At 72.3% G+C, this 3,433-nt stretch carries 3 protein-coding genes and 1 pseudogene; all 4 read right to left on the reverse strand.

Annotated elements, in window-relative coordinates; all coding sequences use genetic code 11:
* Positions 1-385: pseudogene (locus tag FV223_RS23205) on the reverse strand (hypothetical protein); the annotation flags it as partial.
* Entirely contained in the window at positions 375-869 is a 495-nt protein-coding gene (locus FV223_RS23210) for a hypothetical protein (RefSeq protein WP_147896015.1), read from the reverse strand. The gene FV223_RS23210 and the pseudogene FV223_RS23205, both read right to left, overlap by 11 nt.
* A 187-nt stretch (positions 870-1,056) precedes the next feature.
* A complete protein-coding gene (locus tag FV223_RS23215; protein WP_147729203.1) occupies positions 1,057-1,353 on the reverse strand; it encodes a hypothetical protein in 297 nt (98 codons plus the stop codon).
* Between the two features lie 244 nt (positions 1,354-1,597).
* The coding region (locus tag FV223_RS23220; protein ID WP_147729204.1) for an L-glutamate gamma-semialdehyde dehydrogenase at positions 1,598-3,433 on the reverse strand (1,836 nt) is incomplete at its 5' end.

Here is a 3,433-nt window from a genome sequence, read left to right on the forward strand (position 1 = left end):
GCAGCCGCCACGAGACGGTCCGCTCGGATTGGATGCCGTCCCGGATGCAGGCGAGGGCCACGCGCGCGCCTCGTCCGTCCTCGGCGATGTGCGTGATCCAACAGCGCCACTCGAAGCCGTCCACCGTCGACCGGCCGATGCGGAAGGCGGCATCCTCGTTCGTCATGCCCGCCCGGCAGTGCTTCGGGGACGCGGCCCAGACGCCGCGATAGGCAGAGGCCCCTGCCTCTGCGGAGGACACGCTCAGCAGCCCGATGAGCGAGCCTGCTATGTGATGCTGCACCATCGCCGACCCGTTCGTCGTCTGGAAGATCGACCGCCTCGGCGCGAGATAGACCTTCGCCATGACCGGCCGATGACGGGTGTCGGATGTGTCACGGGTCATGTCCGCGGGGCGCGGATTCAGGCCGGCATCGGGTCTGAGCGCGATGCCGGTGCCCGATCGTGCCGGTGCCGGGGGCGACGCCGGCCCATTCCTCCGGCGAGAACAGAACGCGTCGGGTGACGGTTCCGAGCGCGAGGCAGGGCAGGAGCGAGAGCAGCATCAGGCCGAAGAAGGCCGAATCGGGCAAACCGCTCCCGAGGGCGATGAGGCAGTTCCCGCCGAACGAGAGGAATGCGAGGTCGGCGGCCGAGTAGAGATTCGCATAGTCGCGCAGGCTCAGCTGTCCGCTCCACGCCCGGTTTCCGACGATCAGGACGACGGTCGACCAGAGCGACAGTGCGGTCACGGCGCCCGCTGCGTTCGTGGACAGCTTGAACGGAGGGCGCGTGAGGAGGAGGAGCAAGCCGAAATAGGTGAGGTAGAAGACGGCAAACAACGCGACCTGCCGTGCACGCCCGACGCTGCCTTCGAAGGGATACCGCATGACGCGCCTCGATCTGCGATTTCGCTTCCATCCTATGCGCCGAAGCGCGCGGCCGTCGATCAGCGAAGCGATCACGAAAGGCGGATGGGTCGTGTGATGCGCGGGGAGCATCGATCTGGCCACCGACGCGGTCGGCGGAGGCCGCGGGTCGATGTCGGCTCCGTCGCGGAGGCTGCCGACGAAGACCTTAGGCGGCCGGTACTATCTCGGCGGCGGGCGCGTGCTTCTTCCGCTTGCGCTTGCGCACCGTCACGACCGCGTCGGCCTCCTCGTCGGCGCCGCGCTCGGACAGGGCGAAGCCGTGCAGGTCCGCCGACGCGTCCGCGGCCGGGGCCTCGGCAAGGGCGTAGAACGCGGCGCGGACGATCTCCTTCTTGCTCGCCTCCGGGTGCTTCTCCCGGATGGCCGTGCGGATCGCCTTCGGCGTCATCCCGGGCGTGACGACGCTGCGCATCGTCGCCGCGATCTCCTGCATCGATGCCATGGGTTCGTTCCTTCACGCGACGGGCCGCCCGCGCTCCGGCTCCGGCTTAACCCAAGTTACATTTCGATGACACGGCCACACTGCTGGCATATCGCCGACCAGACCTTGCCCGCGCCGCGCCGACCCCGTATCCCACCCGGGTTCCTTCACGAGACCGGAACCAACTCAGGGCGCACCTCTGCCAAGAGGCGCGCCTTTTTCGTCGGCGCCGATCCCGGCACGGGCGCTGCCGGATCGCATGGGATCATGCGTCGAGCGCCATCAGGCTGGCGTTGCCGCCCGCCGCCGCCGTGTTGATCGACACCGTGCGTTCCGCGAACAGGTCCGAGAGCTCGTAACCCGCCTCCGGATCGGAGGCCGTGGGGATCGACAGGATCGTGAGGATCGGCCCGTCGCGCTCGGCGATCCTGCGGACCAGCCCCGCGAGATCGGCCCGCTCGCCCGCATGCAGCACCCCGCCGAGGCCGGGCGCGCCCGCGGGATCCTCGGCGGGGACGATCCTCCGCAGGACCGCCGCGGGCAGGCCGTCGAGCAGGCCCGACGACGCCCGCTCCGCCGCGATCACCGCGCGCTGGCCGGTGGCCAGGATCGCGCCGAGCTGGCGCAGGGTTCCCGCCTCGTCCGAGGCGAGCGCCGCGATCGGGCCGCGCGGGCGGAGGCCGTAGCTGTTGCGCTCGCCGACCGGGCCCGGCAGCACCGATTCGGTCAGCGCGGGCATCCGGGCGAGATCGCGCTCGACCCGGGACGCGACCTCGGCGTGGCCCCGCTGCCGGAGCCAGCCGATGTAGGCCCGAGCGACCGGATCGACGACCGCCTCGGCCGGGGACCGGGCCGCGTCGGCGGGGGCATCGGCCCAGGACGGGGCCGGGCGCGTCATCAGCCGGCGGAGGTAGCGCGGCCCGCCGGCCTTCGGCCCCGTGCCGGACAGGCCCGTGCCGCCGAACGGCTGCACGCCGACGACGGCGCCGATGGTGTTGCGGTTGACGTAGACGTTGCCCGCCCCGATCCGGTCGAGGACGCGCGTCACCGTCTCCTCGATGCGGGTGTGCAGGCCGAAGGTCAGCCCGTAGCCGGTGGCGTCGATGGCGTCGACGAGGGCATCGAGGTCGTCCCGCCGGTAGCGGAGCACGTGGAGAACCGGCCCGAACACCTCGGCCTCCACGTCCGAGACCCGGTCGATCGCGATCACCGTCGGGGGCACGAAGCTGCCCGCGTCCAGGGCCGGATCCTTCCGCCCTTGCGGGTTCTCGCCCCCTTGCGCGATCGCGTGGCCCCGGCTCCGCATCGTCTCGATGTGGCGGAAGATCCCTTCGGCCGCCTCGGCGGTGATCACCGGGCCGACGTCGACGGACAGGCGCCGGGGATCGCCCACCGCGAGCTCGCGCAGGGCCCCGTGCAGCATGGCGAGCGTCCGCTCGGCGATCTCCTCCTGCAGGCACAGGATGCGCAGGGCCGAGCAGCGCTGGCCGGCCGAATCGAAGGCGGAGGCGAGGACGTCCGCCACCACCTGCTCGGGCAGGGCGGAGGAATCCACGATCATCGCGTTCTGCCCCCCGGTCTCGGCGACGAGCGGCACCGGCCGCCCGTCCGCGGTCAGGCGGTCCGCCAGCGTCCGCTGGATCAGGCGGGCGACGGCGGTCGAGCCGGTGAACATCACGCCCTGGACCCGGGCATCGCCGACGAGCGCCGCGCCGACCGCGCCCGCACCGGGCAGGAGATGCAGCACCCTTGCCGGGATCCCGGCCTCGCCCAGCAGCCGCACCGCCTCGGCCGCGACGAGCGGAGTCTCCTCGGCCGGCTTGGCGAGCACGGGGTTGCCGGCCGCGAGGGCGGCCGCGACCTGCCCGGTGAAGATCGCGAGGGGGAAGTTCCAGGGGGCGATGCAGGCGACCGGGCCGAGGGGCCGTGCCTCCGGGCCGCAGACCCGTTCGGCCTCGCCGGCATAGTAGCGCAGGAAGTCCACCGCCTCCCGCACCTCGGCGACGGCGTTCGCCAGGGACTTGCCCGCCTCCCGCACGATCAGGCCGAGCAGGACCGGCATCCGCGCCTCGAAGGCGTCCGCGGCGGCGCGGAGCAGGCC

It is taken from the genome of Methylobacterium sp. WL116, assembly GCF_008039455.1.
Taxonomy (GTDB): Bacteria; Pseudomonadota; Alphaproteobacteria; order Rhizobiales; family Beijerinckiaceae; genus Methylobacterium.